Annotated in this window: 11 protein-coding genes; 5 read left to right on the top strand and 6 right to left on the bottom strand. The window is 46.7% G+C overall.

Features of this window, described 5'->3' with window-relative positions; all coding sequences use genetic code 11:
- The 3 genes from QUA13_RS24675 to QUA13_RS24665 form a co-directional block, all read left to right on the top strand.
- The coding region (locus tag QUA13_RS24675) for a hypothetical protein (RefSeq protein ID WP_333202813.1) at window positions 1-584 on the top strand (584 nt) is incomplete at its 5' end.
- Window positions 585-810: 226 nt separating this feature from the next.
- Window positions 811-1521: a hypothetical protein gene (locus QUA13_RS24670; protein ID WP_333202811.1), complete on the top strand. Its 711-nt coding sequence runs from the start codon at window positions 811-813 to the stop codon at window positions 1519-1521.
- An 82-nt stretch (window positions 1522-1603) separates the two neighbouring features.
- On the top strand, window positions 1604-2599 hold the full coding sequence (locus tag QUA13_RS24665) for a tyrosine-type recombinase/integrase (RefSeq protein WP_333202809.1): 996 nt from the start codon (window positions 1604-1606) through the stop codon (window positions 2597-2599).
- Between the two features lie 718 nt (window positions 2600-3317).
- Here QUA13_RS24665 and QUA13_RS24660 read toward each other — a convergent pair.
- The 3 genes from QUA13_RS24660 to QUA13_RS24650 form a co-directional block, all read right to left on the bottom strand.
- Window positions 3318-4538 carry a leucine-rich repeat domain-containing protein gene (locus QUA13_RS24660; RefSeq protein WP_333202807.1) on the bottom strand — a complete coding sequence of 407 codons (1221 nt, stop codon included), beginning with the start codon at window positions 4536-4538 and terminating at the stop codon, window positions 3318-3320.
- 323 nt (window positions 4539-4861) lie between these two features.
- Window positions 4862-6187, bottom strand: a complete 1326-nt coding sequence (locus QUA13_RS24655) for a leucine-rich repeat domain-containing protein (RefSeq protein WP_333202805.1) — start codon at window positions 6185-6187, stop codon at window positions 4862-4864.
- A gap of 153 nt (window positions 6188-6340) precedes the next feature.
- Entirely contained in the window at window positions 6341-7723 is a 1383-nt protein-coding gene (locus QUA13_RS24650; protein WP_333202803.1) for a leucine-rich repeat protein, read from the bottom strand.
- Between the two features lie 140 nt (window positions 7724-7863).
- Here QUA13_RS24650 and QUA13_RS24645 point away from each other — a divergent pair, with 140 nt between their 5' ends.
- The gene (locus QUA13_RS24645) at window positions 7864-8163 is read left to right on the top strand and encodes a hypothetical protein (RefSeq protein ID WP_333202801.1); all 300 of its coding nucleotides are present in this window, start codon (window positions 7864-7866) and stop codon (window positions 8161-8163) included.
- A gap of 77 nt (window positions 8164-8240) precedes the next feature.
- Window positions 8241-8375 carry a hypothetical protein gene (locus tag QUA13_RS24640; RefSeq protein WP_333202799.1) on the top strand — a complete coding sequence of 45 codons (135 nt, stop codon included), beginning with the start codon at window positions 8241-8243 and terminating at the stop codon, window positions 8373-8375.
- 49 nt (window positions 8376-8424) lie between these two features.
- On the opposite strand, the gene hsdR is transcribed toward QUA13_RS24640, so the two are convergent.
- From hsdR to QUA13_RS24625, 3 genes are read right to left on the bottom strand one after another with little or no spacing between them, the layout of a single operon-like run.
- Complete coding sequence (hsdR, locus tag QUA13_RS24635; RefSeq protein ID WP_333202797.1) at window positions 8425-10761, bottom strand: EcoAI/FtnUII family type I restriction enzme subunit R; 2337 nt, start codon at window positions 10759-10761, stop codon at window positions 8425-8427.
- A complete protein-coding gene (locus QUA13_RS24630; RefSeq protein WP_333202795.1) occupies window positions 10758-12053 on the bottom strand; it encodes a restriction endonuclease subunit S in 1296 nt (431 codons plus the stop codon). Before QUA13_RS24630 ends, hsdR begins: the two co-directional genes overlap by 4 nt.
- On the bottom strand, window positions 12044-13564 hold the full coding sequence (locus tag QUA13_RS24625) for an N-6 DNA methylase (protein ID WP_333202793.1): 1521 nt from the start codon (window positions 13562-13564) through the stop codon (window positions 12044-12046). The genes QUA13_RS24630 and QUA13_RS24625 overlap by 10 nt, the downstream gene beginning before the upstream one ends.
- Window positions 13565-13687 lie beyond the last annotated feature (123 nt).

The raw sequence follows: 13687 nt of genomic DNA, 5'->3' as shown, positions 1-13687 counted from the left end.
AAAAAACCATGCAATTACTCGCCGCCAAATTCAACCAAATCGCTACAGCAATCGAAACGACTAACGCCCAGATTGCAGCCCTACAAGCCAATCTCAGCGAACTCCAAGAACATCAACAGCAGCTCCTATCAGTCGAGCAAGCTTGCCAGTCCGCACTCGCACAAGTCGGGACAGCGCTGAGTATGCTCAATCATGTAGATCCCGCCGAAATTGGCACGTTTAAGGCGGCGGTTGAGGCACAGTTCGGGACTGACGCGATCGCATTCTTGGAACCCGCCGCACCAGCGGAAACAGTCGAACCGGAACCGACAGCGCCGACAGCGCCGGAACCAGCGGCCACGCCAGAGATTGAGCCAGCTATTGATGTCGAAGTTGCATCAGCACCGGAACCCGCAGCGCCGATCGAGCCGACACCGACAACAACAGCAGCCGACATCGAGGGACTGCTTAATAAAATGTCGATTCAGAACATCCGCAAGCTGGCATCAGCAAAGGGAACCGACACAAAAGGGACGCGGGCAAGCATCGCAGCGAGGTTAAAAGCACTCGTCACACAGGCTGATATCTGGGATGCCACCGCCTAACCCAGAGTACAAACTAAGGCAAGCGTAAGACCACACCTCACCTCTGTCTTACACTTGCCTTACTCTTGTCTTATTTTGTCTAACATTTTGTCTAACTACTATTGACAACTGTCTAACAAGCTGCGATAATGTAAGACATAGAGGTAAGACAAGCTTACCCAAAAACAAACCACCGCCCAAAGTTTACGAGGCCAAAGGCGGTGGCTAGCCCAAAGAAGGACTTGATATGAAAGTAACACAGACTGCCACGACGATCGACACCGCCCCCGCATCCTTTACCTGTGCTGACTGCCCTTTTGCACGGCACATTGACGGGAACCGCTACTGCTGTGCCGTCTCCCAAACCGCCTCCGACGTAAAACGAGGCCACTGGGAAGCGACAATCTCCTGCTATGAGGCACTGGCACAAGCTAAAGCAGAAGCCGAAAAAGCTGTCGCTGAAATCGAAAAGCCGATCGCACAAACCGACGCACCAGCACCCGCAACACCAAAACCCGCAACACCTTCAACACCCGCACCCGCAACACTTTCAGCCGAAAAAACAGCACCCGCAGCTATCGGGACTGACAACGAACCGCCGAACCGTGGGGATAACGGACGCGGGCGGGTTCAGCCGATGCCAGCCAAAAAGTTGATGCTGTCGATCGTCCCAGTTGCGCGGATAAAGTCTGATATTTCAGCCAGTAACTTCGATCGAAACGAGCTCGAACTGCTTGGCGAACTGAGCTTGACGCTGGGCGGTTTTGCAATTCCTCCCGTGGTAGTGCGGGACACCAGCGGATATAAAGTTGTCTCCGGCCATCTTCAGTACCACGCGGCGGTTATAGCGCGGCAGCTCAACCCCAGGACTGGCGAAAATATTCCGGTCTTGCTTCTTGAATCCGAAAATCAATCGGTGGCCTTAGCTCAGCTAAAAATGTTAAGGTTTGCCGCCTAGATATCTTGACCCCATCTCCAAAAGGATGGGGTTGCTTTTTACTGACGTGTTCGCGTAAACTTCTATTATCAAGACCGTAATCATGAATAACACCGACTTTTCGATCGCCCGCCTTGAATCTTCTCTTGATGCGAAAATTGAGAGATATTTCGACTCTTTAGACACTGACCCTGACGTGCTCAAACAATTACTTGCCGACAAGCGCTCCGAAAATACCCGCCGCGCCTATGAGCGTGATGTCAACGACTTTCTGCAAACTATGACGGGGATGCCCGCCGTGCCTGATAACGTTTTGGAATTCTTGCACTTGGAAGAACGGCAAGCAGTTTCGGTGGTGTTGAAGTACAAAGCTAAGCTGATCGACAAGGGACTTAAGGAAGCGACTGTTAATCGGCGGCTGGCAGCTATCAAGTCGTTGGTGGAGATGGGCCGCAAACTGGGCGCGTGTCATTATGCGCTAGGGGACATTAAGGGGGAGAAAGTCACTTCCTACCGCGATACAACTGGGGTTGACCGACCAACTTTTGAGCGGATTTTGCAGCAGTGCGATCGCACAAACTTATCCGGGAAGCGTGATTATGCCTTGCTCCGGCTGCTGTGGGGTAATGCTTTGCGGCGAAACGAAATCAGTCAGTTGAACGTTCGAGACTTTGACCCGGCCGGTAAAACTTTGCGGATTTTTGGGAAGGGACGCGGGACGCAAGCTGAGATTATCGATTTAGGTTCTGCGACAGTGCAGGCGATCGCCGACTGGTTGGACGCCAGGGGCGGCAATTCCTCTCAAGATGCCCCACTATTTACGGCTCTCGACTTTGCTAATACAGGTCATCGGCTGACGGGCGACGGCTTGAGAAGAATCATTGTTCGTCACTGTGAAAGTGCTGGTATTAAAAAGCAAATGTCACCTCACCGCATCCGTCACTCGGCCATCACGGCGGCACTGGACGCAACAGACGGGGATGTACGGAAGGTGCAGAAGTTAAGCAGGCACAAGAATTTAAATACCTTGATGGTGTATGACGATAATCGCGGCCGCGACCAAAGAGACGTTACGGAATTGCTTGATGAGATGTTTTGAGCATTTCCCTGCCTAGCGCTTGTAAGCGTTGCAGCTTCATCAGGATACAGAATATTTTTGATTTTTATTTAACTCTCTAGCTTTTAGAAGTGGGGTGCAATTTTCAGGCAACGGTGCATCAAACATCTTGGCAAGCAAATCAGCCCCAACAATCTAGCTTTCGAGACAAAGTACGAGAGTTGCGGTTGAATTCTGGCGTTGGATTTTAAAAGAAACCGCTAGCTTGCAAATTAGGGAAAGCAAGAATCTAGTTTTCAACAACCAATTTTATACAGTACCCTCTCTCGCTCTCACTTTGGTCGCACAGAAATTTCTGTCCGACCGTGACGAAGATTGTTCATCCCAGCCATTCAATGTAAGAGAGGGGGAGATGCAAGATTAGAGCCAAGCACCCCAGCGATATTTTTATTTCTGCTGCAGGCCTGCAGAGCAAAAATGAAATATTGCCCTCAAATCCCGATTTGAAAATTTCTTTTTGGGTTTTGAGGCTGCGAGATTTGCGATCGGCTGCTAGGCAGTGATAATACAAATTTTGAATACTGTCACCAGGATATTAGTTTTCGGTTCCCTGTGGCTAGCTGTAATTGACCCCAGTAAACGATCAGCATTTGGCAACCTAAAGCCAGAACTCACCCGCAAGCGGAAGCGCAGGGAGCTTGCGACCAAAAACTGTAGGTTGTCGGCGTGCAGCGACTTGTTAGCCTGTTGTTGACGACTCTTAGCGTGGTCGTAATGGACAGCGAATGAAGCGAGTGAAGCCGTCACGCCCCTCAACATCAATTGTATCGTTGTTAACTACACGATAACTTCGGTCGCCGACTATTCGACTATTGGGTCGATAAGTACCTGGCACAAAGCACCTATCAGGGTCACAAAACGAAATTGAGTAGAGGCCTTCCCCTGCAGAAGTAATTGCTAACCCAAAGTCATCCGAGCAATCGTCCTCTTCCCACCAACCCGCAAGTGGGTGTGATCGCGTACGAACAGCCAGTCTCTCCGCGATGTGATCTAGCTCACCGCCAGAAGCGAGGCGGGTTAGTGTGATAAATGACGTCAAGGCTGGCTGTTTGATGTCGCCAATTTGATTGTTGTCGAAGTCGAGCGCAGCCAGGTTAGTCAAGGATGCTAGCGGTTTGATATCGCTGATTTGATTGTTGTAGAGAGAGAGTACAACCAGGTTAGTCAAGGATGCTAGCGGTTTGATGTCGCTAATTTGATTGTTGTAGAGGGAGAGCAAAACCAGGTTAGTCAAGGATGTTAGCGGTTTAATGTCACTGATTTGATTGTTTTCGAGATAGAGTTCGGTCAGATGAGTCAAAGATGCTAGCGGTTTGATGTCACTGATTTGATTTCCACCGAGGACGAGCTGATTCAGTTTCGTCAAGGATGCTAGCGGTTTGAGGTCCTTGATTTGATTGGTGCGAAGGTTGAGTCTAGTCAGATTAGTCAAGGATGCTAGCGGTTCGATGTTCCCAGTGTGATACCCCTCGAGGGAGAGCGTAGTTAGATTAGTCAAGGATGCTAGCGGTTTGAGGTCCCGGCTCGGATTCCAGTCGAGAGAGAGTCCAGTCAGGTTAGTCAAGGATGTTAGCGGTTCGATGTCCTCTATGTAATTCCAGTCGAGAGAGAGCTCAGTCAGGTTAGTCAAGGATGTTAGCGGTTCGATGTCCTTGATGTGATTGTAATCGAGGGTAAGTTGCGTGAGACTCGAAAGTTGTCGATCAGCCGCCTCACACTCAGTAGTTCCCGCTTTCTTCAACAACACCTTAACAGTATGTTCAGTTTCAGGACTTAAAGAAGCCTTTTCACGACACCAACCAGCAAATGTCCGTCGACTATCGCCCCGTTGTTCCTGCACGACCCATGAGGAAGGTTCATTTCCAGTATTTTCCGGCTGACTCCATACCACCAACATGAAAACAGGGATTAATAAAATCATAGGGAATAACCTGTGTGGATTTTTATATATTTCCACATCCTAGGGCTTGAAAATGCAGAGGGTACGTCAGGATATGGCTGTATCGTGACCTTATTTCGCCTTACAACTCACATACCTCATCCTGCAACCCACTACCCCCTTCCCTGCACCCTGAGCCGATCGCAAAAGTGTGCAAAATTTGTCACACTTCGGAGTTTTGAGACAGGGGCAAACTGTCTGGCTTCTGCCTCAGAAGGGAGGCTGTACCAGTTTCAAGTCCTAGGTGGGAAACCCACAAGTGTTCGCCTGCTGTTTCCCAGTTGTAGTTAACGCAGTGGTGATGGTTAAAAGTTGGGCGGCAGTGGCAGTGGTGAGGATTCTTGCTCTGGCAGTGGTGATGGTGAGGATGTTGGTGCTCGTACTGGTACTTCATTTCGTGGTGATTCCCAGACACAACTAGACTCTGGTGAAAGAGGGCAAGTTTTGGGAGAGATTGGATTGCCCCAGATGGCGAGAGCAGGCAGGCTAGTCAAGGATGCTAGCGGTTTAATGTCACTTATCTGATTGTTGCTGAGGTTGAGCGAAGTCAGGCTAGTCAAGTATGCTAGCGGTTTGATGTCGCCTATTTGATTGTTGTTGAGGTTGAGCGAAGTCAGGCTAGTCAAGGATGCTAACGGTTTAATGTCGCTTATTTGATTATTGCTGAGACTAAGCCCCTGCAAGTTAGTCAAGGATGCTAGCGGTTTAATGTCGCTTATCTGATTGTTGCTGAGGTTGAACGAAGTCAGGTTAGTCAAGGATGCTAGAGGTTGGATGTCGCTGATTTGATTGCTGTAGAGGGAAAGCTCAGTCAGGTTAGTTAAGGATGCTAGCGGTTTAATGTTGCTTATCTGATTGTTACTCAGTATGAGCCAACCCAGGTTTGTCAAGGATGCTAGCGGTTTAATGTCGCTTATCTGATTGTTACCCAGCATGAGCCACTTCAGTTTAGTTAGAGATGCTAGCGGTTTGATGTCGCTGATTTGATTTTCCTTGAGATGGAGCTCAGTCAGGTTAGTTAAGGATGCTAGCGGTTTGATGTCGCGGATTTGACGACCACCGAGGGAAAGCGAAGTCAGGTTAGTCAAAGATTCCAAAGGTTGGATGTCGCTGATTAGATTGTTTTTGGGGACGAACTTAGGCGTGGGGGATGCTGGTAAGTCTACCGATGGAAGTTGGTCGAGGTCGAGAAGAGTCAGGCTGGTCAAAGATGCTAGCGGTTTAATGTCGCTTATCTGATTGTCGTTGAGGGCGAGCTGAGTCAGCTTAGTCAAAGATTCTAGCGGTTTAATGTCGCTTATCTGATTGTCGGTGAGTTCGAGAAGAGTCAGGCTGGTCAAGGATGCTAGCGGTTTAATGTCGCTGATAGAATAGCCAATGAGGCTGAGTTCCGTGAGACTTGAAAGTTTCTGATCGGCCTCATCGCACTCTCTAGTCCTTGCTCTCTCCAACAACAGCTCAACAGTGTGTTTAGTTTCAGGATTCAAAGAATCTTTTTGGCGACACCAATCAGCAAATGTTCGTCCACTGTTTCCCGATCTTGTTTCTTCAGCCTTCGCTCCAAGTGCATTTCCAGATAATATTAGGATTGCAGTATAAGCAAGTGCGATCAACTTTGGTAAATTCATCATATGTTTCTGTACAACTATAAGTGTCATCATGTTGTCAACTGTTAAGCATTTAAACGACGTATGATTAAAACCCATAAGGTTGACACATTAATCCTGACAGTGAATCGAAGTAAGTGATTTAAATGCTGAACAGCTTATCTCTAATTTTCAGAGTTACCAGGCACAGATAGACTCTGGCTTGAGAGGGCAAGTTTTGGGAGCGATCGGATTGCCGCTGAGGTCGAGTTCAATCAAGTTAGTCAAGGATGCTAGCGGTTTGATGTCGTTGATTTCATTGTGGCGGAGTGAGAGCTCAATCAGCTTAGTCAAAGATGCTAACGGTTTGATGTCGCTGATTTGATTTTTATCGAGGGAGAGTTGAGTCAGGTTAGTCAAAGATGCTAGCGGTTTGATATCGCTGATTTGATTGCCGTTGAGGTAGAGCAAAGCCAGGTTAGTCAAGGATTGTAGCGGTTTGATGTCGCTGACTTTATTGTCGTCGAGGTAGAGCCCAGTCATATCAGTCAAAGATGGGAATGATGCCAGATCTCTAACTTTATTGTCGCCCAGACCGATTGCAGTCAAGGATTGTAGGGGTTGAATGTCGCTGATTTGATTGTGGCGGAGGTCGATACCAGTCAGGTTGGTCAACGATTGTAGGGGTTTGATATCGCTGATTTGATTGTCGCTGAGGTCGAGCTTAGTCAGCTTAGTCAAAGATGCTAGCGGTTTGATATCGATGATTTTATTGTTACCGAGGTCGAGCTTAGTCAGGTTAGTCAAGGATTCTAGCGGTTGGATGTCACTGATTTCATTGTTTTTGATAACGGGTTCAGTTGAGTTGGTCAAGGATTCTAGCGGTTTAATGTCGCTGGTTTGATTGTTTTTGGGGGTGAACTCCGGGGATCGAAATGGATCAGAGAAGCGTGGTAGTTGAAACGATACCTCTACGCCGAGGTGCAGCTCCGTCAGTTTAGTCAAAGATGCTAGCGGTTTAATGTCGCTGATTTGATTTTCGCTGAGGTCGAGCCAAGTCAGGTTAGTCAAAGATGCTAGCGATTTGATGTCGGTGATTTGATTTTCGCTGAGGTCGAGCTTAGTCAGCTTAGTCAAAGATGCTAGCGGTTTGATATCGATGATTTCTTTGTGGGCGAGAGTGAGTTCCGGGAGACTCGAAAGTTTCCGATCGGCCTCATCGCACTCTGTAGTCGCTGCTTCCTCCAACAGCACCTCAACAGTATGTTTAGCTTCAGGACTCAAATTAGCTTTTTGGCGACACCAATCCGCAAATGTTCTGTTTCCCGATCGAGTTTCTTCAGTCTTCGCTCCCAGTGCATTTCTCGATAATGCTAAGATCGCACCTTTTAAAGATTCCGCCGTTGCTTGCTGAGATAGTTGTACTCCTTCTTTGAAAGCTTTGTGGGCAGCCTCCTTAGTATTAGTTTGTGCTGTTTGTACGGTTTTGCCAACGGGCACGGCTGCTTCTACTGGCTGACTTAACTGAACCGAAAGTGCGATCGACATACCAGCCAAAAACCATTGAGTGCGATCGAACATAGCCACCCCTTTTGTCTTTTAGTCAATATTAATCACTAGCTCGCTTAGTGTAAAGGCAGGATGAAGCTGTAGCGGTTTCAACCCCTAGGCTGGAAAATATACAAAGCTGACAAAGTACCAGAAAACCCACGAATCTACCTATGACAATTGGCAAGCTTGAACTCATCATCAAAATTAACGAACTTCCGAATGACGTACAGACTAACAAAGACAACTGGAAAACCTTTGAGCTTGACTGTGACGGTCGGGTAGTGTCCGTTAGTGTTAAGCCAAAAATATGGAAGAAGCTTGAGGACGCTGCTGCCAACTATCCCATGTGGGTGGCTGCTATTGGTGGCAAAATGGGTGAATCAACCCCTAACGGTTTTGTGCTACTAGAGCCAAGTATTCAGGTATTCGAGAAAAAACCAAAGGAACCTAAACCTGAAGCAGAGCAGTAAGAGGTTTGATCGGCAATTGCCGGAGTGTGGCTTAGGACGGGCGATCGAGCCTGACGAATTCCGCCGGCGACTTCCCGATGGCAATCGAATCTCTGGCATCTGTCGCCCGTTCGATCGCCTCGGCAAGCGCTGCAACCGCCTCGTTTTGGGACGAAGTTAGTCAACTGAGTGTTCGTGACTTTGACCCAACCAGTAAGACTTTGCGGATTTGAGGTAAGGGACGGCTACTGTTGAGGCGATCGCCGACTGGCTTGAATCTAATCAAGCTGCCCTATCCTGTGAATATAAATACTGCTGAAACCCAATAAATACTTCACTGATGGTCGCAACGCTCCCTAATTGGGTAACAGCATCACGAACAGCGTGATATTTTAACTCTAGTAATTTAGGTAGTTTCGAGCGATCAAGTTCCCCTACCCCTTCTTGGATGTATTGTTCTAGCACAAACTCCAGAAATTCTTGCTGTTTGCCCATATACCGAGAAAAAATTAAGGCTTTGTGAGCGAGGACGCGCTCTCGGCGGCTTATGGGTGGAGAGGCATAGGCAATATAAGTCAGCACATCATAGAGGTCACTTTTCTCGGCATCAATCAGGCGGCTGATTTCCGTTAGTTGTTCCTCGGCGTAACCCTTCTCTGTCAGTCCCTCTAGCAAGGCTTTACGGGTGTCTGGGCGGCTCCAGATTGTTCTTAATTCGTTTTCATCTTTGAATAGTTCAGGAATGTCACCAAAGAGTCTTTCTACGAATTCTGTGGCGTTCATAGGTTTACCGTCTGGACTCCAAAAGCTGGTAGACATCCGGTGTTCAAGGGTGCGTTCTTTGCCGTCAGCTAGTTTGATTTTGATGGTTCGAGAGCTGACAGATTCTATATTTTCGTTACCTTCGCCCGTGTCATTTGTTGGAGACCCTTGCAATCCCTTGTCGCCCGATCGCCTAGATGTGACAGCTACAGGTTCTTGGGGCTCGCCGTCCCATTCTGGATCGTTGAAGTGTTCGTAGGCTTTGACAAAATCGTAGATGGTGAAGTAGTCTTTACCATCAAATAGCCGAGTACCGCGACCGATAATCTGTTTAAATTCAATCATTGACTTGATGGGGCGCATCAGCACAATGTTACGAACATTCCGAGCATCAACACCAGTGGATAGCTTTTTGGAAGTAGTAAGAATAGTGGGAATATTTTTCTCGTTGTCTTGAAAGGTTCTTAAGTGCTGTTCTCCCAGTTCCCCATCATTGGCGGTAACGCGGACACAGTAAATTGGATTGGCGCTGATTTTGTTCTGGTTGATCAGGTTACGCACAGCAAGGGCGTGGACTTGGTTAGCGCAAAATACTAGGGTTTTTTCTTTTTGGTCGATCTCCTGCATGAATAGTTGTACTCGATAGCGTTCGCGTTCTTCGATTTCGATGATGCGGTTGAAGTCGGTTTCGGTGTAGGTTCTGGTTTCGTCTACTGCACCTTCTATTAATTCATCTTCGGTGCTGTAAATATATTCGTCTAAGTTGGTTTCAATTTGCCTGACTTTAAAAGGGGTAAGAAACCCGTCATTAATGCCGTCTCTGAGGGCGTAGGTGTAGACGGGTTCGCCGAAATAGGCGTAGGTGTCGGCGTTATTTTCACGTTTTGGAGTGGCAGTTAGTCCCAGTTGTACTGCTGGGGAGAAGTATTCCAAAATACCCCGCCAGGTGCTTTCGTCACTTGCTCCGCCCCGGTGACATTCATCAATAATGATGAAGTCGAAGAAGTCGGGGAGATAGTCGCTGAATTTAGGAGTGGGATTACCTTCTTCATCTTTTCCAGTCATGAAGGTTTGGAAAATAGTGAAAAAGATACTGCCATTTTTGGGAACTCGATCCCGTTTTTTGATAGCTTTGGGGTCAATGCGGACGAGGGCATCATCTGGGAAGGCTGAGAAAGAGTTATAGGCTTGGTTGGCTAAGATATTGCGATCTGCTAGAAACAGAATACGAGGGCGACGGGTGGGTTGTCGGCTGAGGTTCCAACGGCTTTGAAAGAGTTTCCAGGCAAGTTGGAAGGCTATGAAGGTTTTACCCGTACCAGTTGCCATCGTTAACAAAATCCGGTCTTGTCCTTGTGCGATCGCTTCTAGGACGTGCTTAATGGCATTGTGCTGATAATAACGGGCTTCCCATGTACCGCTTTTGTCTTCAAAGGGAATAGCAGCAAAGTGATCGCGCCATTCATTTGCCTCGCTAAAGGTGGCTTCCCACAGTTGATCCGGGGTGGGATATTCGGTGATGTAGCCTTCTGCCCCTGTGTGCATATCGACTTGGTAGATGCGATCGCCGTTGGTAGAGTAAGCAAACCGGGTTTCCAGTTTTTCTGCGTATTTTTTAGCTTGTCCCAAACCTTCGGTGTCAGGTAACTCGCGTTTTTTGGCTTCGATGACGGCGAGTTTTTCTCCCCGATAAAACAGCACATAATCAGCGAATTCTGATGAAGCGCGTTTACCGTTGCCAATTAAGCGACCAGGGGCTATAAGTTCGCGGCGGATGCGGCTATTTTCGATGATTCCCCATCCTGCGGTTTTTAGTGCAGGGTCAATGAGTTCGGCGCGGGTTTCGGCTTCATTCATGCAGCAATCTTCTCCTTAACAGTTTTTGAGGTGTCTGCGGTGAGTTCGCCAGTGAAGGCTTTTTGCAGGATGGATTGTTTGAGTTCGTTGAGGGCAGCGATTTTTTTGCTGTAGATGGTTTCGAGGCGAGTAATTTGTTCTAATAAGTTATCGAGTTTAGCGACAATTATTTCCTGTTTTTGTTTAGGTATTTTAGGAACAGAGAAACGTCGGAGTCCACTTAGAGAAACAGTTTTCTGTGCAGCACCCGTAGCACATTTATCAGCCTGATTCAAAAGATAACGTGATAAAAGTATGTAGTACAAACATTTTGAATTTGTTTCGGAATTTGGTCGGATCAACCCAATATGTCGCTGAAAGCAAAAATCAATATCATAATCAACGATCACTGGAATTCCATACGAACCAGTAACCGTGTATAGCAAGTCACCTTTACGTGGTTTTCGATTGATTTTTATCTTTTCAAAATATTCATGTGGAACCTTAAACGTATTAGAAAAATCAACTTGCCGATTTTGTTTATTTATATTCGATATTGTAATAAATGGAATACCAAATTCTGATTTAGGGGGAGCTTGATGATCTCCATCAGTAATATCTGTCGTTATCTCAGACAAACTAACCCATTCCCACTCGTTATCTTCCTGAGTAAAGATAGTGTTTAGATAGCTTTCAAATAGTTCGCGGGCGTTGGCAAGGTTCTTTTCGGTGTTGGCGATCGCTCTATCAATCCCCTCAAACGCCTCATCCAAAATCGCCACAATTCGTTTTTGTTCAAGGATAGGAGGAACACAAATTTTGTTAGCCAATATTCTGTTCGGAGCCGTATGTCGAACCATTGTCCCTGTGGCTGTTTCTTTAATTTTGTCTGCAAAGACTCTTGTTCGGAAAAAGTAATAAAGAAACTGTGGAACTATGGATTTATCTTTGAAATAAATTCGTCCAATTCGCTGATTATGGAGAATGTTGGGTTGATTAATAAATGCTGGCTTACCTAAAATTTTCATTTTTGAAGAAAGATCCGTCATGACTACTGTCAGTTCACCTACATCAAACAGATAGCCACTTGGCGGAACACTACCAGTTAACCGCTTAGTATTTTGTGAAGTGAAGTATAATTCACCGCTCTCTGAGTAATTTCCTGGCGTAAGAACAATCGGCTTTGTTATGTCATCGCTTTTCTCAAAATCCGCTCCTTTGAAGGCATATCCGTGTGATATTTTAATTAGGTCAGCTAATGACTTCTTAACCCATCCCTCTGCCAACTTTTCAGTATCAACTGTCAACTGCATACCATTCCCCCAAGGCCAGCCAAAATCTCTGCACTCTCCTCATCCAAAACTGCAATTTCATCTAAAATTTCCTGCGGTTCTCGTAACAGCGATTCCTCAGCCTTATTTGGGTTCTTAACCGACAGATCGAACGTCATCCGATCCACATCAGCAATATCCACCAGCCAAGACTTTTCCGACTCTGCAAACGTAGCCTGTAACTCTACAAACTCCCGTAAATCCTCATCATTCAGAGAATTGGTTTTACCCATATTCCGCCCTGGAGCGAGTTGATAATACCAAATTTTCTGAGTAGCCATCCCCTGATTTAAAGGTTTTCCCTGAGCAAATAAAGGCATTTCTTGAACAGAGTCGAAGGGTTGACCTTTCTCAAAAAACAGTACAACCGTTTTTACCCCCGCCCCAATAAATGTCCCCCCAGGACAATCCAAAATCGTGTGTAGATTGCAACTACTTAAAAGCTCTAGACGCAAAGCCCGCGAAGCGTTATCCGAATTTGACAGGAACGTATTTTTGATTACTACCCCCGCCCTACCGCCTATCTTCAGGATTTTGATGAAGTGCTGCAAAAACAGAAACGCTGTTTCTCCAGTCTTAATCGGAAAATTTTGCTGCACCTCCGGGCGTTCCTTCCCTCCAAATGGCGGATTTGCAAAAATTACATCAAAACGATTCTTGTCCTGAATATCACTGAGATTTTCCGTCAGCGTGTTGGTGTGGATAATATTCGGGGCATCAATGCCATGCAAAATCATATTCATGATCGCAATGACATAAGCCAGACTCTTCTTTTCCTTCCCGGTGAACGTATTATTCTGAAGTGTCTCTAACTGTTTCGTCGTGAGATTACCCTGACGCAAATAATCGTAACTTTCGCACAAGAATCCTGCCGAACCGCAAGCACCATCATAAATGCGATCGCCTATCTTGGGTTTCACCACCTGAATCATGGCGCGAATCAACGGACGCGGTGTGTAATATTCACCACCATTACGCCCCGCATTGCCCATATTCTTGATTTTGGCTTCATAGAGATGGGATAGCTCGTGTTTCTCTTGTTGCGATTTAAACCGTAGCTCATCAATATATTCCAGCGCATCCCGCAGACTGTAGCCGCTTTGAAACCTGTTTTTTATCTCGCTAAAAATTTCGCCAATCTTATATTCGATCGTATCGGGACTGGTAGCGCGTTGCTTGAAACCCTGTAAATATGGGAATAACTTGTGGTTGACATAATCAATTAGATCGGGGCCAATCAGCGCACGATCGTGATCCACCTTGCCATCTGGCTTTTTTGGTGCTGCCCAAGATGACCACCGATGCGCCTCATCAATAATAAACTCATAAGCTTTACCGACTAGCTCTGCCTCTAGCGCCCTTTCCTGTTCCAGGTCATCCAGATACTTCAGAAACAATAGCCAAGACGTTTGCTCTGTATAGTCCAACTCCGTAGTGCAGCCCGCCTCCTTTCTGAGAACGTCATCAATATTTCTAAAGGTTTGCTCGAACATCTAACTTCGCTACGGGATGTTTACGATTTCTGTTTTAGAGTATATGCCGATCTAGGGCTCCTCTACAGCATCGACACGACAAAAGCTGTAATGCCTGTGGCTGTCGATTCCACATTATGTGGA

The sequence above is a fragment of the Microcoleus sp. S28C3 genome (genome assembly GCF_036700785.1).
GTDB classification, from domain to species: Bacteria; Cyanobacteriota; Cyanobacteriia; order Cyanobacteriales; family Microcoleaceae; genus Microcoleus; species Microcoleus asticus.
The sequence above is the reverse complement of the archived record's forward strand: the minus strand, read 5'-3'. Positions and strand labels throughout refer to the sequence as shown.